Origin of the sequence: Rhizobium sp. AQ_MP, assembly GCF_014237835.1 — a bacterium.
GTDB lineage: Bacteria > Pseudomonadota > Alphaproteobacteria > Rhizobiales > Rhizobiaceae > Allorhizobium.
On record NZ_JACJVI010000008.1, the window covers coordinates 244,108 to 264,422 of the forward strand.

Annotated in this window: 22 protein-coding genes; 13 read left to right on the forward strand and 9 right to left on the reverse strand. The window is 62.5% G+C overall.

Translation table 11 applies throughout. The features are described from left to right. Positions 1 to 61: 61 nt before the first annotated feature. The 3 genes from H6M51_RS13935 to H6M51_RS13945 form a co-directional block, all read right to left on the reverse strand. Positions 62 to 1,375, reverse strand: a complete 1,314-nt coding sequence (locus tag H6M51_RS13935) for a replication-associated recombination protein A (RefSeq protein ID WP_185810421.1) — start codon at positions 1,373 to 1,375, stop codon at positions 62 to 64. Then, on the reverse strand, positions 1,372 to 2,778 hold the full coding sequence (locus tag H6M51_RS13940; protein WP_185810464.1) for a DegQ family serine endoprotease: 1,407 nt from the start codon (positions 2,776 to 2,778) through the stop codon (positions 1,372 to 1,374). The genes H6M51_RS13935 and H6M51_RS13940 overlap by 4 nt, the downstream gene beginning before the upstream one ends. A 106-nt stretch (positions 2,779 to 2,884) precedes the next feature. Further along, the gene (locus H6M51_RS13945; protein ID WP_185810422.1) at positions 2,885 to 3,976 is read right to left on the reverse strand and encodes a serine hydrolase; all 1,092 of its coding nucleotides are present in this window, start codon (positions 3,974 to 3,976) and stop codon (positions 2,885 to 2,887) included. 144 nt (positions 3,977 to 4,120) lie between these two features. On the opposite strand from H6M51_RS13945, the gene H6M51_RS13950 reads away from it, so the two are divergent. Both H6M51_RS13950 and H6M51_RS13955 read left to right on the forward strand, forming a co-directional pair. Further along, positions 4,121 to 4,519 carry a lysozyme inhibitor LprI family protein gene (locus H6M51_RS13950; protein WP_185810423.1) on the forward strand — a complete coding sequence of 133 codons (399 nt, stop codon included), beginning with the start codon at positions 4,121 to 4,123 and terminating at the stop codon, positions 4,517 to 4,519. 153 nt (positions 4,520 to 4,672) lie between these two features. Beyond that, the gene (locus tag H6M51_RS13955) at positions 4,673 to 5,338 is read left to right on the forward strand and encodes a glutathione S-transferase family protein (RefSeq protein ID WP_185810424.1); all 666 of its coding nucleotides are present in this window, start codon (positions 4,673 to 4,675) and stop codon (positions 5,336 to 5,338) included. A 6-nt stretch (positions 5,339 to 5,344) separates the two neighbouring features. Here H6M51_RS13955 and H6M51_RS13960 read toward each other — a convergent pair whose 3' ends face one another. Next, on the reverse strand, positions 5,345 to 6,253 hold the full coding sequence (locus H6M51_RS13960; RefSeq protein ID WP_185810425.1) for a LysR family transcriptional regulator: 909 nt from the start codon (positions 6,251 to 6,253) through the stop codon (positions 5,345 to 5,347). Between the two features lie 117 nt (positions 6,254 to 6,370). Between H6M51_RS13960 and H6M51_RS13965 the strand changes: the two genes are divergently transcribed. The 3 genes from H6M51_RS13965 (at position 6,371) to H6M51_RS13975 (ending at position 9,182) form a co-directional block, all read left to right on the forward strand. After that, entirely contained in the window at positions 6,371 to 7,507 is a 1,137-nt protein-coding gene (locus tag H6M51_RS13965; RefSeq protein WP_185810426.1) for a TauD/TfdA family dioxygenase, read from the forward strand. Continuing rightward, complete coding sequence (locus H6M51_RS13970; protein ID WP_185810427.1) at positions 7,504 to 8,268, forward strand: class II aldolase/adducin family protein; 765 nt, start codon at positions 7,504 to 7,506, stop codon at positions 8,266 to 8,268. The genes H6M51_RS13965 and H6M51_RS13970 overlap by 4 nt, the downstream gene beginning before the upstream one ends. A gap of 128 nt (positions 8,269 to 8,396) precedes the next feature. Continuing rightward, positions 8,397 to 9,182 carry a carbon-nitrogen hydrolase family protein gene (locus H6M51_RS13975; RefSeq protein WP_185810428.1) on the forward strand — a complete coding sequence of 262 codons (786 nt, stop codon included), beginning with the start codon at positions 8,397 to 8,399 and terminating at the stop codon, positions 9,180 to 9,182. A gap of 21 nt (positions 9,183 to 9,203) precedes the next feature. On the opposite strand, the gene H6M51_RS13980 is transcribed toward H6M51_RS13975, so the two are convergent. Next, a complete protein-coding gene (locus tag H6M51_RS13980) occupies positions 9,204 to 9,632 on the reverse strand; it encodes a VOC family protein (protein WP_185810429.1) in 429 nt (142 codons plus the stop codon). Positions 9,633 to 9,763: 131 nt separating this feature from the next. Then, positions 9,764 to 11,599: a dihydroxy-acid dehydratase gene (ilvD, locus tag H6M51_RS13985; RefSeq protein ID WP_185810430.1), complete on the reverse strand. Its 1,836-nt coding sequence runs from the start codon at positions 11,597 to 11,599 to the stop codon at positions 9,764 to 9,766. Between the two features lie 241 nt (positions 11,600 to 11,840). On the opposite strand from ilvD, the gene H6M51_RS13990 reads away from it, so the two are divergent. The 4 genes from H6M51_RS13990 (at position 11,841) to msrQ (ending at position 14,846) form a co-directional block, all read left to right on the forward strand. After that, positions 11,841 to 12,335 (forward strand): RICIN domain-containing protein, encoded by a 495-nt coding sequence (locus H6M51_RS13990; protein WP_185810431.1) that lies wholly within the window; start codon positions 11,841 to 11,843, stop codon positions 12,333 to 12,335. 159 nt (positions 12,336 to 12,494) lie between these two features. Next, positions 12,495 to 13,097: a thermonuclease family protein gene (locus H6M51_RS13995; protein WP_185810432.1), complete on the forward strand. Its 603-nt coding sequence runs from the start codon at positions 12,495 to 12,497 to the stop codon at positions 13,095 to 13,097. A gap of 154 nt (positions 13,098 to 13,251) precedes the next feature. Further along, positions 13,252 to 14,202: a protein-methionine-sulfoxide reductase catalytic subunit MsrP gene (gene msrP / locus H6M51_RS14000; protein ID WP_185810433.1), complete on the forward strand. Its 951-nt coding sequence runs from the start codon at positions 13,252 to 13,254 to the stop codon at positions 14,200 to 14,202. Beyond that, positions 14,202 to 14,846, forward strand: a complete 645-nt coding sequence (gene msrQ / locus H6M51_RS14005; RefSeq protein WP_185810434.1) for a protein-methionine-sulfoxide reductase heme-binding subunit MsrQ — start codon at positions 14,202 to 14,204, stop codon at positions 14,844 to 14,846. The genes msrP and msrQ overlap by 1 nt, the downstream gene beginning before the upstream one ends. A 99-nt stretch (positions 14,847 to 14,945) precedes the next feature. Here msrQ and H6M51_RS14010 read toward each other — a convergent pair whose 3' ends face one another. Next, entirely contained in the window at positions 14,946 to 15,368 is a 423-nt protein-coding gene (locus tag H6M51_RS14010) for a DUF2809 domain-containing protein (protein WP_185810435.1), read from the reverse strand. Positions 15,369 to 15,419: 51 nt separating this feature from the next. Here H6M51_RS14010 and H6M51_RS14015 point away from each other — a divergent pair, with 51 nt between their 5' ends. From H6M51_RS14015 to H6M51_RS14030, 4 genes are all read left to right on the forward strand, one after another. After that, positions 15,420 to 16,292 carry a DUF817 domain-containing protein gene (locus H6M51_RS14015; protein ID WP_185810436.1) on the forward strand — a complete coding sequence of 291 codons (873 nt, stop codon included), beginning with the start codon at positions 15,420 to 15,422 and terminating at the stop codon, positions 16,290 to 16,292. A 124-nt stretch (positions 16,293 to 16,416) separates the two neighbouring features. Next, positions 16,417 to 16,854 (forward strand): YciI family protein, encoded by a 438-nt coding sequence (locus tag H6M51_RS14020; protein WP_185810437.1) that lies wholly within the window; start codon positions 16,417 to 16,419, stop codon positions 16,852 to 16,854. 5 nt (positions 16,855 to 16,859) lie between these two features. Then, the gene (locus H6M51_RS14025; protein ID WP_185810438.1) at positions 16,860 to 17,288 is read left to right on the forward strand and encodes a VOC family protein; all 429 of its coding nucleotides are present in this window, start codon (positions 16,860 to 16,862) and stop codon (positions 17,286 to 17,288) included. A gap of 5 nt (positions 17,289 to 17,293) precedes the next feature. Next, entirely contained in the window at positions 17,294 to 18,637 is a 1,344-nt protein-coding gene (locus H6M51_RS14030; protein ID WP_246780518.1) for an RNA polymerase sigma factor, read from the forward strand. A 76-nt stretch (positions 18,638 to 18,713) separates the two neighbouring features. Here H6M51_RS14030 and rplQ read toward each other — a convergent pair whose 3' ends face one another. Together rplQ and H6M51_RS14040 are read right to left on the reverse strand one after the other, a co-directional pair. Further along, positions 18,714 to 19,136: a 50S ribosomal protein L17 gene (gene rplQ / locus H6M51_RS14035; protein ID WP_185810439.1), complete on the reverse strand. Its 423-nt coding sequence runs from the start codon at positions 19,134 to 19,136 to the stop codon at positions 18,714 to 18,716. Between the two features lie 115 nt (positions 19,137 to 19,251). Then, complete coding sequence (locus H6M51_RS14040; protein WP_185810440.1) at positions 19,252 to 20,262, reverse strand: DNA-directed RNA polymerase subunit alpha; 1,011 nt, start codon at positions 20,260 to 20,262, stop codon at positions 19,252 to 19,254. Positions 20,263 to 20,315 lie beyond the last annotated feature (53 nt).

A 20,315-nucleotide genomic window follows, 5' to 3' on the forward strand; every position in this document is an offset into this window, starting at 1 on the left:
GATATTAAGCCGGATCGCTTAAAACCAGCTTAAGCTGAAATGACGATGGACAAATCGATGATCAGCCGCCGCCCCGCTCGCGGCGGAGCTTTGCCCACCAGTCGAGGCGCTTCCTGATTTCGCGCTCGAAGCCGCGCTCCGGCGGATCGTAGAAGGTCTTGCGGCCCATCTTTTCCGGGAAATAGTCCTGGCCGGAAAAGGCGTCCGGCTGGTCGTGGTCGTAGAGATAGCCGTCGCCGTAACCTTCGCCCTTCATCAGCTTGGTCGGGGCGTTCAGGATGTGTTTGGGCGGCAAAAGCGAACCGTGTTCCTTGGCCGCGCGCATGGCTGCCTTGTAGGCGACATAGACACCGTTCGATTTTGGGGCGGTGGCGAGATAGACGCAAGCCTCTGCCAACGCCAGTTCGCCTTCCGGAGAGCCGAGATAGTCGTACGCGTCCTTGGCGGCATTGCAGACGACCAGCGCCTGCGGATCGGCAAGACCGATATCCTCGACGGCCATGCGCACCAGCCGGCGGCCGAGATAAAGCGGGTCTTCACCGGCATCGAACATGCGGCAGAGATAGTAGAGGGCTGCATCGGGATCCGAGCCGCGCACGGCCTTGTGCAGGGCCGAGATCAGATTGTAATGGCCGTCCTGGCCCTTGTCGTAGACCGGCGCGCGGCGCTGGACGATGCGACCAAGACCCTCGGTGTCGAAGATTTCGCCCGGGCGGGCAGCGCGCCACACTTCTTCGGCCAAGGTGAGTGAGGCACGTCCATCGCCATCGGCCATGCGGATGAGGCTTGCGCGGGCGTCGGCATCAAGCGGCAGCGGCTTGCCTTCCGTATCCTCGGCGCGCTTGAGCAACGTCTCGATGCTCGCTTCGTCATGGCTCTTGAAGGTCAGTACCCTCGCCCGCGACAGAAGAGCGGCGTTGAGTTCGAAGCTTGGATTCTCGGTCGTTGCACCGACAAGGATGACGGTGCCGTCTTCCATGACGGGTAGGAAACTGTCCTGCTGGGCGCGGTTGAAGCGATGGATCTCGTCGACAAAAAGCAATGTCTGGCGGCCCTCCATGCGCCGCAGACGGGCGCTTTCGAAGACCTTCTTGAGATCCGCCACGCCGGAAAAGATTGCCGAGATCTGCTCGAAGGCGAGCCCCGCCTCGCCCGAGAGCAGTCGGGCGACGGTGGTCTTGCCGGTGCCCGGCGGGCCCCAGAAGATCATCGAGCCGAGCGAACCCGACGCGATCATCCGGGCGAGAACGCCGTCCTCGCCGGTCAGATGCTCCTGGCCGGTGACCTCGGCGAGGCTTTTCGGCCGCAGCCGATCGGCGAGCGGGCGGCGCTCGGCCATTTCCTTCGACATCTGCGGCGCGAAGAGGTCACTCATCGGAAGATCTGCCGGATGCGCTGGCCGTCGCGCTCGATCTCCACCCGCCAGAAGCCGGGATCGGCCTGGGAGATCTCGGCGAGATCGTCCACGGAGCGGATCGCCTCGCCATTGACGGAGACGACGATGTCGCGCGGTGAAAAGCCGAGACGGGCGGCCGGAGATCCGCGAAGCACCTCGGTCACCACGACACCGGTGACTTCAGATGGCATCTTCAGTTCATAAGCCAGGCGTGGCGACAGGTTGCCGGCGCGAATGCCGGCAAAGGGGCTGCGGCCCTCGATCAGTTGGATGTCACGCGGGCGGGTTTCGGGGGCTGCGGCCAGCGTCAGCGGGATGGTTGCCTCGCGCCCGTCCTGCTGCACGGTCAGTTCGGCGATCCGGCCAAGACCAGCTGTCGTGAGACGGTATCCCAGGGCATCCGGATGCTCGACGGCTATACCGTTGACAGCGGTGACCACCTGCCCCGGCTTCAGGCCCGCCTTCTCGGCCGGCCCGCCCTCAACGACACGGACGACGAGGGCGCCTCGCACCGTCTTGAGGCCCAGCGCCTCGGCAACATCCGAGGTCACCGGCTCGAAGCTTGCACCGACATAGGGGCGTTCGAAGGAGGCATCACCCCGGTCGGCGGCATCGAGGAAGACACGGACAAGATTGGCGGGGATGGCAAAGCCGACGCCGTTGGAGCCGCCGCCGCGCGAGAAGATCGCCGTGTTGATGCCGATCAGCTCGCCATTCATGTTGACCAGCGCGCCACCGGAATTACCGGGATTGATCGCTGCATCGGTCTGGATGAAGAAGCCGAAATCGCCCTCGGTCACCTGGTTGCGGGCGAGTGCGGAGACGATGCCGGAGGTGACGGTCTGGCCGACGCCGAAGGGGTTGCCGATGGCAAGCACGAGATCGCCGACCTCGGTCGCATCGGAATTGCCGATCGGCAGCGTCGGCATGACTTCATTGGTCTCGAATTTCAGCACCGCGAGGTCGAGCCGGTCGTCCTTCAGCACGACCTTGACGGGGAACTCCCGGCCATCGGCGAGCGCCACCTTGATGTCGTCGGCGCCATCAATGACGTGGTTGTTGGTAACGACCACACCATCGGCCTCGACGATCACGCCCGAGCCGAGCGAAGACTGCCGCTCCGTTCGGTTGGGCATGCGCTGGCCGAAGAACTGCTCGAAGAAGGGATCGCCGGCAAACAGGCTGGAGCGGGTCTGGACCAGACGCTCGGCATAGACATTGACGACCGCGCCACGCGCCTGCTTGACCAGCGGCGCGAAGGACAGCTGCATCTCGATCTGGCTTTTCGGCACGGTCTTGTCCTGCGCCAATACCGGAGCGGAAACCGGCAAGACCAGGGCAGCGATGACGGCGAGGGATTTGAGACAGTCGAAATGCGGCATGCGACGATCCTTCATGCGATATGGACGTTCTAGTCCCGGTTCGTGCGCCGGCAAATAGGCAGAACCAAGGAAGACCGATCGCAGATGGGGATAACGCCCCTTCGGCTCAAGCCCTGGCGGCTCCGATGATACGCGTCATCAGTTCGTGCAGTTCGTCGCGGTAGCCGGTGCGCGCCGAAGGTGCTGCTTCATTCGAGGTCATGACGACCGTCAGACCGAGGCTCGGAATGATGTAGAGCATCTGGCCGCCATAGCCCCAGGCATAGTTCACCTGCACGCCCCCCATCTGCTTCAAAAACCAGGCATAGCCGTAGCCATCGCCGTTGAAGACGGAATTGGTGCGCCGGATCCAGCTTTCGCGGATCCATTTCTCGGAGATGAGGCGCCTGCCGTCTTCAGTCACGCCCCCACGACGGTAAAGTTCCCCGAAGGCATGCAGCGAGCGTGGCGTCATGGCCATCTGGTTGCCGCCCAGATAATAGCCCTGGGGATCGCGGTGCCAGGAGCCGATGCGGAAGCCTTCGAGCGGCTCCAGCCATTCGCGGGCAAGCGCCAGGGTCGGCTTGCCGGAGACCTTGCTGAGGATGACGGACAAGAGATGGGTCGAGGCGGTCGAATAGAGCATGCCGCCGCCCGGCTCATCGACGAAATCAGCGGCAAGAGCAAAACGCGTCCAGTTGCGGCTTGCGACCCAGCGGCCGTAATTCGGGCCCGACATGCGATCAAGGCCCGCCCGCATCGAGAGCAGATGGCCGATGGTGATCTTCGACAGGCGCGGGTCTGGGTTGGCCGGAAATTCCGAACGCAGCACCGTTTCGATGCGCTGATCGACGCCTTCCAGCAGACCCTTGTCGATGGCAATGCCGACCAGGGCAGAGACGACGCATTTGGATGCGGACTTGATGTTGGTTGAGCCCGTGAGCGAACTATTGCCATAGGCACGTTCGCCGATCGTCTGGCCGTTGCGGGTGGCGATCACGGTTTCCAAAGTATCGAGCCGCCGGGCCTCCTCCAAAAGGGCGGCTATCCGCGGTCGCACCACGTCGAGATCGACTGCGGTTGCGGCCTGGAGAGACGCTGCCGGCTCCGTCGCAGATGGCGCGGGAGGCGCTGCGGTCTGCGCCAGGGACTTCGAACTCGAGAGGACGGAGACGGCGCTGGAAGCTCCGAGAAGGGAAAGGAAGGTTCGTCTTTGCATAGGCAGAAGGTAATGGCTGCCGCGCGCAAGGAAAGGTCGAAAACGCGCGTCCTCACTGCATCGTGACGCAATCGCTTCAAATCGAAGGGCGGAACGTTCTGCCGCTCACGATCGTTGCCCCGGCAAGTCGAAAGGAGACCAACCATGTCCCGCACCCGCTTCCTCACGAGCAGCCTTGCCGCCCTTACGCTCGCTGCACCACTGATCACCGCCCTGCCCCAGTCTGCGCGGGCTGCAAGCTTCGACTGCCGCACGCCGGGCCTTGCCCCAGACGAGGCGGCGATCTGCCAGAACATCGACCTCAACGACATGGATGTGCGGATGGTCACCACCTTTGAGCTCCTGCGCGAGGTCCTGCCCATGGGCAGCCGCGGCGCACTCGAGACCGCGCAGATCGAATGGCTGGAGAAGCGGCGCGCCTGCGAAGCCAATCTCGACTGCCTCGCGGCCGCCTATGCCAGCCGCATGGCGGAGCTTAGAAATGCAGTTGGCGAGGTCATCAAGATGACCGAGACGCAGGGGCAGACGACGCAATCCAATTAGCGAATTTCCTAATTCCCGATTTACTTTTACAAAAGGCGTAGACATGCGCTCCAAAAACCAAAGCGCTCGGCCTCAGGTTGCGTGACTGGCGAGCTTCTGGTCTTGTCTTGACCACTGGGGACTCTTCCTCAAGTGCCACAACAAGGAGCCGCGATGACTGCCCCAGTGCTCTACGGCGCGGATTATAGTGCCTATGTCCGGATTGTACGCCTCGTTCTGATCGAAAAGGGCGTGGATCATCGTCTACAGCCAATCGACATCTTCTCTCAGGACGGTGTGCCCGGTTCCTATCGTGACTTGCACCCGTTCGGCAAAATACCCGCTCTGGATCACGACGGCTTCGTCTTGTACGAGACGAGCGCCATCACCCGCTATGTCGATGAGGCTTTCGACGGCCCTCCCCTCCAGCCCACTGACGTGCGGCGTCGGGCGGTGATGAATCAGGTCATTGGGATAGCCGACAGCTACCTGTACCCAGACCTCGTCTGGGGGATCTATGTGGAGACTGTCGAAAGGGCCGCCCGCGGGAGCCCGGTGGACCAGGAACGCCTCGCACATGCAGTTTCACGCGCATCGCACGACCTCGGTATCGTCGCAGGCTTCGTTGACGAAAGCCGGTGGATGGCAGGTCCAGACATCAGCCTCGCGGATTTTCACCTGGCGCCGATGGTCGGATACCTGTTGAAGGCTCCGGTCGGCCCCGAATTGTTGGCGATGCACCCGCGCCTTGCAGCGTGGTGGCATGCTCTCTGCGAGAGAGCGAGCATGGTTCAGCTGTTGAACGGTCCGGGCGAAGAAGAGCGCTTTAGCGCGGAGTGAGCGGCGTCAGGCCACCCCTTCGCCCCCTTCCGAGTTTGCGCCAAGCCAGGCGACAAAGGCCTTCACGGGCGGTCGTTTGGCAGCCGCGGGTGCCACCGTCGCAAAGTAGGCGGTGCCGAGGTCAAGCGCGGCGTCGGGCCAGGGCTTGAGACTGCCATCGGCGACGAGCGCGTCGGTGATCGAGCGCCAACCGAGCATCAGCCCGCGGCGGTCCAGCGCCGCCTGCACCGCCTGCACATAGTTGTCGAAGATGTGGGACTGGCCACGCGGTTTGGGCAGGCCGCGCCTGCCGAGATAATCGGTCCAGCCCTCCCAGTGACGCGCCTCGACCGTGCGGACATGGATCAGCGGCGCTGCGTCCAGACCCTCGCCCTTGGCCAGCAGGCTTTCCACCAGCGCTGGGTGACCGACGGGACAGACGATCTCGGAGAAGAGACGCAAGGTGGTGCCGTCCGTCCAGGTGCCACGGCCGTAGCGCAGGACAAGATCGGTCCCCGGCCAGATCTGCGGCAGGTCGGTGGGTGGCACCTGCACATTGACGAAGAGGCCGGGGTTTCGGGCATAGAAGTCGCTGAGGCGCGGCATCAGCCAATGGGTCGCAAAGCCCATGGTGCAGGCCACGGTCAGGCGCTGGTCTTCGAGACCGGTGCTGGTCCGGATTTCCTCGATGGTGTCGGCGATCAGGTCGAGGCCATCGCGGGTGGCGCGGGCAAGCTCAAGACCGGGCTCGGTGAGCCTGGCCGGCCGGGTCGAGCGGTCGATCAGCACGGCCCCGACATGATCCTCGAGCGCCTTCAGGGCTTGCGTCACGGCTGGCTGGCTGACGTTCAAGGCGGCGGCCGCTTCGCGCATCGAGCCGAGGCGGGCTACGGCCTCGAATGTGGTCAGCAGGCGCAGGGGCGGAAGACGGCTCAACTTAACCTCCAGCTTAACTCAGCATAAGCATAATCGGTCTGGCTTCTCCTGCAAAGTCGGATGATGATCGTCAAATGCGAGGTGCTCGCCGCCCATCCATACTTAAGGAAGCCGACCATGAACATGCATGTTGCGACCGACGCCGTAACGCTCTCCGACAAGGGCCTGCACCTGCCGCTTGGCGACGGCAGACAGGCCTACTTCAACTACTACTGGCTTCGCGACAATTGCCCCACCTCCTTCGACAGCAAGACGCGCGAGCGCAGCTTCGACATCTTCCATCTGTCGGCAGCACCGCGCGCTGATAGTGCCGAGATCGAGGGAGACACGCTTGTCATTCGCTGGGCGGGCGAAAACCACGTGTCGCGGTTTCCGCTGTCGCTGCTTGCGCTCTATACCGAGGGCAAACACCGGCCGGATCCCGCCGACCTGCCGCGCAAGGCCTGGTTCAGCGACCACTATCCCGACATCCCACGCTTTTCGCAGCCGGAGTTGATGCGCGATCCGAAGATGGTGGCAAAATGGCTGGAAGCGATGATCGTCGAAGGCCTGACGATCGTCACCGACATGCCCGACAGCAATGAAGGGCTGACCGAAACGGTCAAGCTGATGGGCCATGTGCGGCCGACCTTCTTCGGCGAATATTTCGACGTGAAGACGCATATCAACCCGACCAACACGGCCTATACCGCCAAGGCGCTGGAACTGCACACCGACACACCGGCGGAGGAGCATGCGCCGGGCATCCAGTTCCTGCACTGCCGGGCCAATACCGTCGAGGGCGGCATGAGCATCTATTCGGACGGCGTGGCTGTCGCGAATGCCTTCCGGGAGATCGATCCTGAGGGGTTCAGACTGCTGTCGGAGATCGACATCCCCTTCTATTGCGAGCATGACGACTACGACATGCGCTCGCGGCAACGGGTGATCGAGCTCGACAAACATGGAGAGGTCTCGGGGCTTACGATCAGCCAGCACATGGCTGACATGTTCGATCTGCCCCAAACCGTGCTCGACGACTATTACCCGGCCTTCTGCCGCTTCGGAAAGATGCTGCAGGACGACAAGTTCATGATGCGCTTTCTGATGAAGGCTGGCGAGTGCATGGTGTTCGACAACCATCGCATCGTGCATGGCCGCATGGCCTATTCGGCGACCAGCGGCGATCGTTATCTGCGCGGCTGCTATGCCGATCGCGAGGAGATGCGCTCGACCTACAGGGCACTGACGACGGAAGGACGGTTCAAGGCATGAACATCGCGGCTTCCCGAAACGACATGCTCGATGAGGCAGCACTCACCACGCTGCGTCAGGATCTCGCCGCCGCCTTCAGGCTCTGCCATCGCTTCGGCTGGAGCGAGTCGGTCGGCAATCATTTCAGCGCGGCGGTTTCAACCAATGGGCGGAAGTTCCTGCTCAATCCGCGCTGGCAGCATTTTGCGACGGTGAAGGCGAGCGACCTGCTGTTGCTCGACGCCGACGATCTCGATGTGATGAACCGGCCCAATGCGCCCGATCCCTCGGCCTGGACGGTGCATGGCACGCTGCACCGGATGCTGCCGGAGGCGCGCGTGATCCTGCATTGCCACTCGCCTTATGCCGTAGCGCTCTCCTGCCTCAAGGACCCGACGCTGCTGCCGCTCGACAACAACACGGCGCGCTTCTTCGGGCGGATCGGCTATGATCTCGACTTCGGCGGGATCGCGGATGCGGCAGAAGAAGGCGAGCGGCTGGCGGAGATGATCCGTGGCAAGGCGGTGCTGGTCATGGGCAATCACGGCGTGTCGGTTGCCGGCGAGACGGTGGCGGATGCCTTCGAGGACCTCTATTTCTTCGAGAAGGCCGCTCAGACCATGATCCTGGCGCTCTCGACCGGCCAGCCACTGGCGGTTCTCTCCGACGAGATCGCGCAAGGCACGTCGGACGGCTGGATCCCCTATCGCGGCATGGCGGAGAAGCATTTCGCCTATCTGAAATCGTGTCTCGACAAAGAGGATCCGAGTTACCGGGACTGAGGTCCAGGCGGTGTCGCTGGCCAGTTTCTTCGCTTTCGCGGCAATTGGAATAGTCAACACGCATTGCGCGAACACCGAGCTGCGCCTATCTGCTCTGCGTCATGGCTATGGGCGGAGGAGCAGCAATAGTGAAAGCCGAACGAATCATGGTGGCGCTGGCACAGGTGCTGCCGGGCGTGGATATCGAGGCGCTCTTCGCCCAGGCGGCAGCGGAAAGCGCCGACGTTATCGTCTTTCCGGAAATGTTCTCGAATGGATATCGCCGGTATGACACGACACCATCAGGCCGCGCGGCGTGGATCAACGCGGCCGAGCCGATTGACGGGGCTTTTGTCGAACGGTTTCGCCAGGCGGCGCAGCACTACCGGATCGCTGCTGTCGTGACCCTGCTGGAGCGGGGTCAGGAAAAGCCGTTCAACACCGCGCTTTTCATCGACCGAGAGGGCCGTACGGTGTTGCAGCAACGCAAGCGGCATATCTGCTTTTTCGATAATCCGGAAGACGCCTGCGCTGCGGGGGAGCGGTCGGACGTGGTCGAACTCGGCACCGCGCACGGCTCGGTCACGGTCGGGATGATGATCTGCATGGACCGGGAGTTTCCGGATGTCGCCACAGACCTGATGCGCGCGGGCGCCGAGATCATTCTGGTTCCCAACAGTTGCGCGCTGGCCAACGATCCCGAGATCGGGGATGTGCGTCTAGCTGGGATTCGCGCCACGGCTTTCCAGACTGTGACCTGCATGGCGGTGGCCAATTATCCTGAACCCAAAGATGACGGGCATTCGGTGGCTGTTGACGAGCTAGGCCACGTCGTCGCTATCGGCAAGCCCGATACTGGTCTGGTGTTTGCCTCGTTCGATCTGACGAGGGTCCGCGAGACCCAGAAGCAGGAATGGTTCCGACGGAAACGGTGATCGCCCACGCGAACGGGCCCGTCAGCCACGCCCGTCCGGGTACTCGGCCGGGCCCTTGATCTCGATCGTATTTCCGAAGGGGTCCTTCACGTAGAAGGAATGGCCCATGCCGCGGGCGCCGCCGTGTAGGGCTTCGCGGTCGATCGCAACGTTATGGCTTGCGAGATGCGCGCGCAGTTCGTCGTGGTCGAAGGGGCCGGTGGCGATGCAGATGTGGTCGACGTTGCGACCTCCTGCAACCGGCGGGGCGGCTTTGTGGCCGCCCGGATGGGTGATGTCCCAGAGCACGATCAATGCGCTGCCACACCAGACCTGCTCCATGCCGAGCGCCGGATAGGTATAGCCGGGCCGGCAGCCGAGGACGTCGTAATAGAAGCGCAGCGCCTTTTCCATGTCGTCGACGATGAAGACGACATGATCGATGCCGACGAGGCTGAAAGGGACGGTCATCTGGGCTCCTGAGAACAAGACATTCAGGCGAGCGGCTGGCCGTCGGGAGAGCGATTTCCAGCGGAGGAAACAAGCAAAGGCTACAGTATTTGAGAGGCGGCGAACCGCCTCCCAAGCAGTTTCTTAGCCGCTTATTCCGGCAGCTGGCGTACCGCGCCCTTGTCGGCGGAAGCCGCAAACGCGGCGTAGGCCTTGAGCGCGGTCGTGACGTTGCGCTTGCGCGTTTCGGCCGGCTGCCAGCCGAGCTTGTCCTGTTCCGCGCGGCGGCGTTCGAGTTCGGCCGGATCGACGACTAGATTGATCGTGCGGTTGGGGATGTCGATGTCGATCAGGTCGCCTTCGCGCACCAGGCCGATCGCGCCACCCTGGGCGGCTTCCGGCGAGGCATGGCCGATCGAGAGACCCGAGGTGCCGCCGGAGAAGCGGCCGTCGGTGACGAGCGCGCAAGCCTTGCCGAGGCCCTTCGACTTCAGATAGCTCGTCGGATAGAGCATTTCCTGCATGCCCGGGCCGCCCTTCGGGCCCTCATAGCGGATGACGACGACGTCGCCGGCGACGATCTGGTTCGACAGGATCGCCTTGACGGCGGAATCCTGGCTTTCAAAGACGCGGGCCGGGCCCTTGAACTTCAGGATCGACTCGTCGACGCCAGCGGTCTTCACGATGCAGCCGTCGAGGGCGATATTGCCCTTCAGCACGGCGAGACCGCCATCCTTCGAGAAGGGATGTTCGACGGAGCGAATGACGCCCTTTTCGCCATCGGTGTCGAGTTCTTCCCAGCGCGAGGCCTGCGAGAAGGCCTGGGTGGTGCGGACGCCGCCGGGCGCTGCCTTGAAGAATTCGCGGACCGTCTCGGAATTGGTGCGGGTGATGTCCCAGCGGTCGATAGCGTGGCCGATGGTCTCGGCATGGACGGTCGGGCAATCACGGTTAATCAGGCCGCCGCGGTCGAGTTCGCCGAGGATGCGCATGATGCCGCCGGCGCGGTGGACGTCTTCCATGTGCACGTCCTGCTTGGCCGGTGCCACCTTGGACAGGCAGGGCACCTTGCGCGACAGACGATCGATATCGTCCATGGTGAAGTCGATGCCACCTTCATGGGCCGCCGCCAGGATGTGCAGGACGGTATTGGTCGAGCCGCCCATAGCGATGTCGAGCGCCATGGCGTTTTCAAAGGCGGCCTTCGAGGCGATGTTGCGCGGCAGGACACTTTCGTCGTCCTGCTCGTAGTAGCGGCGGGTGATGTCGACGATCAGATGGCCGGCCTCGACGAAGAGGCGCTTGCGGTCGGCATGGGTGGCGAGCGTCGAGCCATTGCCGGGCAGCGACAGGCCGAGGGCTTCGGTCAGGCAGTTCATCGAGTTGGCGGTGAACATGCCCGAGCACGAGCCGCAGGTCGGACAGGCATTCTTTTCGATCTCGTCGACATCGGCGTCGGAGATCTTGTCATCGGCTGCGGCAACCATGGCGTCGACGAGGTCCAGCGCGACCTTGCGGCCCTGCAGCAGTGCCTTGCCGGCTTCCATGGGACCACCGGAGACAAAGACGGCCGGGATATTCAGGCGCATGGCGGCCGAGAGCATGCCGGGGGTGATCTTGTCGCAGTTCGAGATGCAGACCATGGCGTCGGCGCAGTGAGCGTTGACCATGTATTCGACGGAGTCGGAGATGATTTCGCGCGACGGCAGCGAGTAGAGCATGCCGTCATGTCCCATGGCGATTCCGTCATCGACGGCGATGGTGTTGAACTCCTTGGCCACCCCGCCGGCGGCTTCAATCTCGCGTGCGACGAGCTGGCCGAGGTCCTTGAGGTGGACGTGGCCGGGCACGAACTGGGTGAAGGAGTTGACGACCGCGATGATCGGCTTGCCGAAATCGCCATCCTTCATGCCGGTGGCGCGCCAGAGGCCGCGCGCGCCGGCCATGTTGCGGCCATGCGTGGTGGTTCTCGAACGATAGACGGGCATCGGGTGATCCTCTTTTGTCTTTTTTCTGGCCGTTCCGGGTTTGGGAACACGGCCAAGCAGCTTCATTTGCTGCACTTCTACCCGATTTGGCAGATCGAAGCACCATCAGAAGCTTGAAAAGCGGTACGCTTTCCGAAACGTGATTTGCGGCAGCGCGGGTGGAAGGCTGCAAAGTTTGGACGCTGTGGGCACCTGACATCTGCCTAATCTCGCCGGATATCAAACCTGTCCGGGGATCTTCATGACCAAAGCACTCAGCCGCCTCCTGTTTTCCGGCCTGCTCGTCGCCGCTCTGCCCGCGCAGGGGCAAATGCTGCCGGATTATCCGGTCTTCCTGCGCAATGCGGCCAGCGGCCTCTGCCTCGATATCTTCCAGAACGACACCCGTCCGGGTGGCCAGCTCATTCAGTGGGACTGCCACAGCAATGCAAACCAGCAGTGGATGCTCTATCCGCTCGGCCGGGCCTATCAGATCGTCAATCGGAACAGCGGCCTATGCCTCGATGTGCGGGGGGCGCAGCGTGGCAACGGGATTGATGTCATCCAGTGGAACTGCAGCGGCCAGGCCAATCAGCTCTGGTACGTGACGCCTGGGCCGAACGGCCTGTTCTTCCGCAACGTCAACAGCAACAGGTGCATGGATGTGCGCAGCTCCTCGACGCGATCAGGCGAACGGCTGATCCAATGGGACTGCAATGGCGGGCTGAACCAGTCCTTCGGCGCGGAGGTCGGCTGATAGCTGCCCCGGGGCAGAGCTGGTCCAGCTCGTGCGTTCCGGATGCCATCTTTGCCGATCGGGCGCATTGCGGGTCGGTCTTCGTTCAAATTTGAATGATCGGCTTAAGCCTGAGGCAAGACGTCTTTCCTAAAGTTTACTGCGGAAGGAGGCGTCATGATGACCCGGAAACCTGCCCGCGTGATCTTGCTGAAGGATGCCCGTCAGAAGCTCAATCCGCCGCCTCCGCCGCGCTGGAAGCCGTTTGCCGCGCTCTATCGCATCCGCCATGCCCTGGTCAGCATCTGCCTTGTCAGCCTGGCCGTCATTCATTTCGAAAAGCTTCCCTACTCCTATCTGATTGTGCCGATCGGCAACAAGCTGATCGATTATGGTGTGACCGGTGCAATCTCCCCCCGGACTGAGGCGATCGACGGGCGTTTCGTCACCTGCTCCGGGCCCCACCGCGTGAACTGCGTGGTCGATGGGGACACGTTCTGGTACCGGTCGGTGAAGTACCGGATCTCCGATATCAACGCGCCGGAGATCGGACGTCCTTCCTGCGAGGCCGAGAGGCGTCTTGGGCAAGAGGCACAGGTGGCGCTCTTGCAGACGCTGAATGGTTCTGGACTGACCATGGAACGACGGGAGCGGCGCGATGTGGACCAGTATGGCCGCAAGCTGCGCGTTGTGCTCCAGGATGGCCGATCGATCGGGGATGCCCTGATCGCCCGTGGTCTTGCCCATCGCTGGGAAGGCCATAAGCTCAGCTGGTGCGGCTGAGGCGTCGCGGCAGCGGGCCTTTTCTTACATTCGAAAGCCTGCGTTCCCCTACACGAAATTGTTCCTCGCCACCTTCTTTTCCATGGCGTGAAACTCTGTTCTCCTCTGTATCGTCTCCTATGTCATAGGCACTGAGAGTGCGAAGAGGTCCACCATGTCCACGTATCGTCCGTCCAAAATCGCCAGTTCCGAAATCACGCCGAAATCGCTTTATCTTCGGCGCCGGGAATTCATGGGCGTGGCTGCGGGCGGCCTTGCGGCGGCCGGGCTCGGATCGCAGGCGCTGGCTGCACCGCTTGCCGCAAAGCCGAGCATCTACAAGCTCGACGAGAAGCTTACCTCCAAGGAAGACGTCACCAGCTACAACAATTTCTATGAGTTCGGCACGGGCAAGGAAGACCCGGCCCGCAATGCCGGTTCGCTGACAACGCGGCCCTGGTCGATCGAGGTTGGCGGGCTGGTGGCAAAGCCCCAGGTGATCGACATCGAGACGATCATGAAGGAAATCCCCATGGAGGAGCGCGTCTACCGGATGCGCTGTGTGGAAGCCTGGTCGATGGTGATCCCGTGGATCGGTTTCCCGGTCTCGGCGCTTCTCGACCGTGTCGAGCCGCTGGGTTCGGCGAAATATGTCGCCTTCGAGACGCTGGTGCGGCCAGAGGAGATGCAGGGACAGGCCGGGCTCTTCCAGGCGCTGGAATGGCCCTATGTCGAGGGACTGCGGCTCGACGAAGCGCGCCATCCGCTGGCGATCCTCGCGACCGGACTTTATGGCGAGACGCTGCCGAACCAGAACGGTGCGCCGATCCGGCTGGTGGTGCCGTGGAAATACGGTTTCAAGGGCATTAAGTCGATCGTCAAGATCACGCTGACCGAGCAGGAGCCGCCCTCGACCTGGAACCGGCTGCAGCCGTCGGAATACGGCTTCTACGCCAACGTCAATCCTGCGGTCGATCATCCGCGCTGGAGCCAGGCGACCGAGCGGCGGATCGGCGAAGCAGACGGGCTGTTCGGTGGCGCGCGCATCGATACCCTGCCGTTCAACGGCTATGCCGACGAGGTCGCCAGCCTTTATGCCGGCATGGACCTGACGAAGTTCTACTGATGACAACGCTCGCCTTCCCTGCCCTGCCCGCCCGCTACAAGCCGGCGTCGATCTGGGTGCTTTATGCGGTCGGGCTGATGCCGGGGCTCTATGCCTTCTATCTCGGGATCTATGGCGGACTGGGCGCGGATCCGGTCCGTGCCTTCGAGCATCTGCTGGGCCTCTGGGCGTTCCGTTTCCTGTGTCTCGGGCTTGCGGTGACGCCTTTGCGTGATCTCTTCGGCATCAACCTCATCGCCTATCGGCGGGCGCTCGGCCTCATCGCCTTCTATTACGTTTTGGCGCATTTTGCCGTCTACCTGACGCTCGACCGGGGCATGATCCTGTCGTCGATCGCCGGCGACTTGCTGAAGCGGCCCTATATCATGCTCGGCATGGCGGGGCTTTTGATGCTGATCCCGTTGGCGCTCACCTCGAACCAGTGGTCAATCCGGCGGCTCGGCCCGCGCTGGAACCGGCTGCACAAGCTCACCTACCCGATCCTGATCGTCGCGATCCTGCATTACGCGCTGTCGCTGAAGGTGATCGATCCGGAGGCGGCCTTCTACATCGTGGTGACGATCGTGCTTATCGGCTATCGGCTGGTCAGGCCGAAGATCATGGAGCGGCGCAGGGCAAAGCGAATGGCGGGTGCGACCCGCTAGTGCATTTCCGGTGAAAACGATATCACCTGAAATGCTCTATCTATTTGTTTTTACGCAGTCCGGACGCAAAACCGCTGACGCACTTTTGCTGGACCTGCTCTAATCCGGCGCCCGGCCCGCATGGGTGACACCACGCGCTTCGAAGAGTGCAGCCAGGGCAATGCCTGCTGCATAGGCCAGGATGTTCCACCAGGAAAAGATGCGGCCCAGCAGCAGCGCTCCCGCGAGGGACAGGCGGAATTCATCGAGCCATGGCGTGTGGTAGAGGCGGCTGAACTCAACCAGCGCTGCGATAACGACGGCCAGAAATGCCAGGCGTATGAGCGGCTGTCGCGGCAGGAGCAGGCCGAGCAGGAAGTAGACCATGGCGCCCCAGAGGGTCGAGCCGCCATATTTGACCAGGAGATACGGCAGGCCAATTTCATAGCCGCCGAGCCGGAGCGCCAGACCACAGGCAATGATGCCAAGCGCTATCCCCAGCCGGCGCATGCGAAGTGACGTCGATGCCTTGATTTCTTGCATGGCCGCTTAGTAGTGAGGTTGCAACGGAATGCAACTGGGAAGGCGGTCGCGATGACACTGGTGGCGGAGGGGCGAAGCGGCCTCCTGAGCGCGATCGACCACAGGCTTATCCACCACAAGCCCCATCCCGCGCTGACCGGCTTCAGGCGCTTCGTCGTCGAATTCCTGCTGTTTGGCATCAAGGAAGCTCGGGCCTGCCTGTTTGCCGGGCTTTTCTTCCTGTCGATCTTCGTCGTTCCGCGCGCCGGGCTTCTTGGCATTCCGCGCTACGATGTGCTCCTGATCATCGCGCTTGCGATCCAGATCTGGATGGTGTGGACGAAACTCGAGACCACGGACGAGCTGAAGGCGATCTGCCTTTTCCATATCGTCGGCTTCGCGCTCGAGGTGTTCAAGACATCGGGCGCCAATCCCTCCTGGTCCTATCAGGACTTCGCCTATACCAAAGTGCTCGGCGTGCCGCTGTTCTCCGGCTTCATGTATGCCGCCGTCGGCAGCTATATCATCCAGGCCTGGCGGCTCTTCGATCTCAGGGTGCGCCACCACCCGCCCTACTGGATGGCGACCCTCGTGGCACTTGCCATCTATCTCAATTTCTTCACCCACCACTATATCGGCGATTATCGCTGGTATCTGGCAGCGCTCGCCATCGGGCTCTATGCCCGCACCACCGTGATCTTCCGTCCCTTCGACCGCGACCGGCAGATGCCGATGCTGCTTGCCTTCATCCTGATCGGGTTTTTCATCTGGGTGGCGGAGAACATCTCGACCTTCTTTGCCATCTGGCACTATCCGAACCAGCTCGGGGCCTGGTCGACGGTGCATCTGGGCAAGTGGAGTTCCTGGACGTTGCTGGTGATGATGACGTTTACGATCGTTGCTTCGCTGAAACACATCCGGGCGACGATCCATATTCCGAAGTGATCCGCTGCTGGAACCGCAGATTCCGGCAAAGTTTTTTTTCGCATGCCGTGTCGAAATCGGGTTAGCTCGTTCGTTAGGGGGCAGGATCGAAAAAGCGGTCCTTCAGAACGAGAGGAGAGACGACATGCGTGTCATGGTTATGGTCAAGGCGACGGAAGACAGCGAAGAGGGCATCATGCCGCCGCCGAAGCTGTTCGAGGATATGGGCAAGTTCAACGAGGAACTGGTGCAGGCCGGCATCATGCTCTCGGGCGACGGGCTCAAGCCATCGAAGATGGGCAAGCGGGTCGCCTTCGACGGTCCGGACCGCCGGGTGATCGACGGACCCTTTGCCGAAACACGGGAGCTGGTTGCCGGCTACTGGATCTGGGAGGTGAAGGACATGGACGAGGCGATAGCCTGGGTCAAACGCTGCCCCAATCCGATGATGGGACCGAGCGAAATCGAGATCCGGCCCTTCTACGAGATGGAGGATTTCGCCGAGATCGCCTCACCCGAGGGCCAGGCGAGCCACGATCGCGCCGCTGAAGGACTTGCCGCGCAGCAGAAGTCGAAGGGCTGAGCATCATGAGCAAGATGATCTTCATCAACCTGCCGGTCACGGACCTCGCCGTCTCCACCCGCTTCTACCAGGCACTGGGGGCGACGAAAAACCCGCAATTCTCCAACGACAATGCGGCCTGCATGATGCTGACCGACACGATCGGCGTGATGATCCTGACACACGACTTCTACCGGACCTTCACCAGCCGTCCGATTGCAGACGCCAAGGCGACGAGCCAGATGCTTCTGGCGCTGACCGTCGACGCCCATGCGGATGTCGACAGGGTGGTGGGCGCGGCAAGTCACGCCGGCGGACGCGCCGATCCCAACCCGCCGCAGGATCACGGCTTCATGTGGAGCCGGTCGGTGGAGGATCCGGACGGGCATGTCTGGGAGATCTTCTGGATGGACCCGGCAGCCGCAGCCGGCGACACGACCGGTGTCGACGCCTGAACGCAATGACCGCGGTTGACCGGGCGGGTGGTCGGTCCATACTCCTGACCATGAGACGAGACGGAGACCCCTGTTCGGCCTCACCTGTCAGGGTCGAGGCCATCGCCCGGGACATCGAAGGCATCTATCGCATGGAGCGGGTCCGGCTGACTGCCGGGCTCGCAAGACATGTCAGGGACCTGAGCCTTGCCGAGGAGCTGGCGCAGGAGGCGCTGGTGTCAGCACTTGCGACATGGCCGACCTCCGGCATCCCGCCCAATCCCGGCGGTTGGCTGATGACGACAGCGAAGCGCCGGGCGGTCGATCTCTGGCGCCGGCGCCGGATGATGGCGCGGCACGAGGCCTCACTGGCGCATGACATCGAAACCGGCAGGGCGGACGAACAGGCGACCATCGAGGCCGCACTTGACGACGAGATCGGCGACGAGCGGCTGTCGCTGATCTTCACCGCCTGCCATCCACTGCTCTCGCGCGACCAGCGCACCGCACTGACGCTGAAGGTGATCGCCGGACTGACGACGGAAGAGATCGCCCGCGCCTTCCTCACCCCGGAAACGACCGTGGCGCAGCGGATCGTGCGGGCGAAGAAGATCCTGCGTGACGGCGACGTGGCCTTCGATGTGCCTGTCGGAGAGGCGCGCGATGCCCGCCTCGCCTCGGTGCTGGAGGTGATCTATCTGATCTTCAACGAGGGTTATGCGGCAAGCCGGGGCGAAGACCTGATCCGGCCGCAGCTTTGCGACGAGGCGATGCGGCTGGGACGCATCCTGGTGGGCCTTGCGCCAGCCGAACCCGAAGCGCATGGGCTGCTTTCACTGATGGAGCTGCAGGCCTCGCGCTTCAAGGCACGGGTCGGACCGGATGGCAGCGCGCAGACGCTGGAAACGCAGAACCGGCGCCTTTGGGACAGGTTGCTGATCCAGCGCGGGCTGGACGGCCTGGCGATGGTGACGCGACTTGGCGGCGAGGACGGGATCTATGCGCTGCAGGCGGCGCTCGCAGCCGTGCATGCGCGAGCGGTGACGTTTGAGGATACGGACTGGGGCAGAAGTGCCGAACTGTATGACCGGCTGCTGAACCGTGTCCCCTCGCCCGTGGTGGCGCTGAACCGGGCCGTGGCGCATGCCATGGCGTTCGGACCGGAGACGGGGCTCGCGCTGCTGGCGGAGATCGAGGCGGAGCCGCAGCTTGCCGACTATCTGCCGCTCTATGCGGCAAAGGGGGATTTCCTCTTTCGACTGGGGCGGAAGGCGGAAGCGCGGGCGGCATACGACCGGGCGGTCACTCTCAGCGATAATGCGGTGGAGCGGGCATTTCTAATGGGGCGTGTTGCCGACTGTGGCCGTTGAATTGCGGTCCGTCAAACGCAAAAAGCCGGGTGATCGCTCACCCGGCTTTTTTCATCCTTCCCTTGCGGGAGGAAACTTACGCAGCTTCAGCTTCGGCTTCAGCAGCAACGCGGGCCTTGTCGGCTGCGCCCTTGGCGTCAACGTCGCGCTCAACGAACTCGATGACAGCCATGGCGGCGTTGTCGCCCTGGCGGAAACCGGCCTTCATGATACGCAGGTAGCCGCCGTTGCGGGTTGCGTAACGCGAAGCGATGGCGTCGAACAGCTTCTTGACGGCATCGACGTCCTTGATCTGCGAGATGGCCTGACGACGAGCGTGCAGGTCGCCGCGCTTGCCGAGGGTGACCAGCTTCTCGACGATCGGGCGAATTTCCTTCGCCTTCGGGAGCGTGGTGACGATCTGCTCATGGGTGATGAGCGAAGCAGCCATGTTGGCGAACATCGCCTTACGGTGGCTGGCGGTACGGTTCAGCTTGCGGCCGGCTTTCTGGTGGCGCATTGCTATTCTCCTTTAAGTGCAGGCTCTGTCTCAGAGGCTGCCGTTTCCTGACACATACGGGCATTCGCCCGCAGTTTGACTGGAAAAGGCAGAGACGGCCCTGCCTTTTTGTTTCTTAGTACTGGTCTTCGTAGCGCTTGGCGAGATCTTCGATGTTCTCGGGCGGCCAGGCCGGTACTTCCATACCGAGGTGCAGGCCCATGGAAGCGAGAACTTCCTTGATTTCGTTCAGCGACTTGCGGCCGAAGTTCGGCGTACGCAGCATTTCTGCCTCGGTCTTCTGGATCAGATCGCCGATGTAAACGATGTTGTCGTTCTTCAGGCAGTTTGCCGAGCGGACCGAAAGCTCCAGCTCGTCGACCTTCTTGAGCAGCGCCGGGTTGAAGGCGAGCTCGGTGACGGCTTCCTCTTCGGCTTCCTTCTGCGGTTCGTCGAAGTTGACGAAGACCGAGAGCTGGTCCTGGAGGATGCGGGCAGCGAAAGCGACGGCGTCTTCACCGGTGACAGAGCCATCGGTTTCGATGGTCATGGTCAGCTTGTCATAGTCGAGAACCTGGCCCTCGCGGGTGTTTTCGACCTTGTAAGACACCTTCTTGACCGGCGAGTAGAGGCTGTCGACCGGGATGAGGCCGATCGGAGCATCTTCCGCGCGGTTACGCTCGGCCGGGACATAGCCCTTGCCGTTGTTGACCGTGAACTCCATGCGGATCTCAGCGCCCTCGTCGAGAGTGCAGATCACATGGTTGGGGTTCAGGATCTCAATGTCGCCGACCGTCTGGATGTCACCGGCGGTTACAACGCCCGGACCCTGCTTGCGGACAACCATGCGCTTGGCATCGTCGCCGTCCATCTTGATGGCGATTTCCTTGATGTTCAGGACGATGTCGGTGACATCTTCGCGAACGCCCGGGATAGACGAGAACTCGTGCAGAACGCCGTCGATCTGGACAGCCGTGACGGCTGCACCACGAAGCGACGACAGGAGAACGCGACGCAGAGCATTGCCCAGCGTCAGGCCGAAGCCACGCTCAAGCGGCTCGGCGACGAGGGTCGCCTTGGTGCGGCCGGAGGAGGAAAATTCCACCTTGTTCGGCTTGATCAGTTCCTGCCAATTCTTCTGAATCATGATTTTACCTTCCGTTCGCCATCACCATTCAATCGTGACGGCCGAATATGAGA

What these genes read in the sequence shown, in the direction of transcription:
- H6M51_RS13970 (WP_185810427.1), top strand. Translation starts at nt 7,504, where the DNA reads ATGAACATCGCGGCTTCCCGAAACGACATGCTCGATGAGGCAGCACTC.
- H6M51_RS14025 (WP_185810438.1), top strand. Translation starts at nt 16,860, where the DNA reads ATGAGCAAGATGATCTTCATCAACCTGCCGGTCACGGACCTCGCCGTC.
- H6M51_RS14040 (WP_185810440.1), bottom strand. Translation starts at nt 20,262, where the DNA reads ATGATTCAGAAGAATTGGCAGGAACTGATCAAGCCGAACAAGGTGGAA.
- H6M51_RS13995 (WP_185810432.1), top strand. Translation starts at nt 12,495, where the DNA reads ATGACCCGGAAACCTGCCCGCGTGATCTTGCTGAAGGATGCCCGTCAG.
- H6M51_RS14020 (WP_185810437.1), top strand. Translation starts at nt 16,417, where the DNA reads ATGCGTGTCATGGTTATGGTCAAGGCGACGGAAGACAGCGAAGAGGGC.
- H6M51_RS13990 (WP_185810431.1), top strand. Translation starts at nt 11,841, where the DNA reads ATGACCAAAGCACTCAGCCGCCTCCTGTTTTCCGGCCTGCTCGTCGCC.
- H6M51_RS14030 (WP_246780518.1), top strand. Translation starts at nt 17,294, where the DNA reads ATGACCGCGGTTGACCGGGCGGGTGGTCGGTCCATACTCCTGACCATG.
- msrP (WP_185810433.1), top strand. Translation starts at nt 13,252, where the DNA reads ATGTCCACGTATCGTCCGTCCAAAATCGCCAGTTCCGAAATCACGCCG.
- H6M51_RS13935 (WP_185810421.1), bottom strand. Translation starts at nt 1,375, where the DNA reads ATGAGTGACCTCTTCGCGCCGCAGATGTCGAAGGAAATGGCCGAGCGC.
- H6M51_RS13950 (WP_185810423.1), top strand. Translation starts at nt 4,121, where the DNA reads ATGTCCCGCACCCGCTTCCTCACGAGCAGCCTTGCCGCCCTTACGCTC.
- H6M51_RS13965 (WP_185810426.1), top strand. Translation starts at nt 6,371, where the DNA reads ATGAACATGCATGTTGCGACCGACGCCGTAACGCTCTCCGACAAGGGC.
- msrQ (WP_185810434.1), top strand. Translation starts at nt 14,202, where the DNA reads ATGACAACGCTCGCCTTCCCTGCCCTGCCCGCCCGCTACAAGCCGGCG.
- H6M51_RS13980 (WP_185810429.1), bottom strand. Translation starts at nt 9,632, where the DNA reads ATGACCGTCCCTTTCAGCCTCGTCGGCATCGATCATGTCGTCTTCATC.
- H6M51_RS13945 (WP_185810422.1), bottom strand. Translation starts at nt 3,976, where the DNA reads ATGCAAAGACGAACCTTCCTTTCCCTTCTCGGAGCTTCCAGCGCCGTC.
- ilvD (WP_185810430.1), bottom strand. Translation starts at nt 11,599, where the DNA reads ATGCCCGTCTATCGTTCGAGAACCACCACGCATGGCCGCAACATGGCC.
- H6M51_RS14015 (WP_185810436.1), top strand. Translation starts at nt 15,420, where the DNA reads ATGACACTGGTGGCGGAGGGGCGAAGCGGCCTCCTGAGCGCGATCGAC.
- H6M51_RS14010 (WP_185810435.1), bottom strand. Translation starts at nt 15,368, where the DNA reads ATGCAAGAAATCAAGGCATCGACGTCACTTCGCATGCGCCGGCTGGGG.
- H6M51_RS13955 (WP_185810424.1), top strand. Translation starts at nt 4,673, where the DNA reads ATGACTGCCCCAGTGCTCTACGGCGCGGATTATAGTGCCTATGTCCGG.
- rplQ (WP_185810439.1), bottom strand. Translation starts at nt 19,136, where the DNA reads ATGCGCCACCAGAAAGCCGGCCGCAAGCTGAACCGTACCGCCAGCCAC.
- H6M51_RS13940 (WP_185810464.1), bottom strand. Translation starts at nt 2,778, where the DNA reads ATGCCGCATTTCGACTGTCTCAAATCCCTCGCCGTCATCGCTGCCCTG.